At 62.6% G+C, this 361-nt stretch carries 1 protein-coding gene; it reads left to right on the top strand.

Annotated features, from left to right (window positions below; all coding sequences use genetic code 11):
• A partial coding sequence (locus tag EIK80_RS25175) for an FtsX-like permease family protein (RefSeq protein WP_148099128.1) occupies window positions 1-361 on the top strand: 361 nt, incomplete at both ends.

The following is a 361-nucleotide window of genomic DNA, read 5'->3' on the forward strand; positions in this document are numbered from 1 at the left end:
TTCGCGGTAATTGCCCTGTTCGTGGGCTCGTTCATCATCGCGAACACGTTCTCGATGATCGTGCGCGAATCAATGCGCGGCTACGCAGTGCTGCGATCAATAGGAGCCTCCCCCGCCCAAGTGTTCACCACGGTGATCGTGCAGGCGATTGTGCTCGGTGTGGTCGGTTCCGGCATCGGTATCGGGCTCGGCTGGGGCATGGTCAAAGGCATCGTCGCGATGATGGGTCAGATGGGCACGCCGATGACCGGATCCTCGAATCCGAGCGTCTCGGACATGCTGGTTGGTCTCGCGGTAGGCCTGATCGTCACGCTGATCGGCGCGGCGTTACCGGCCAGTCGTGCCGCAATGGCCCCGCCCA

Origin of the sequence: Caulobacter sp. 602-1 (genome assembly GCF_003931565.1) — a bacterium.
In the GTDB taxonomy this organism is placed as follows: domain Bacteria; phylum Pseudomonadota; class Alphaproteobacteria; order Caulobacterales; family Caulobacteraceae; genus Caulobacter.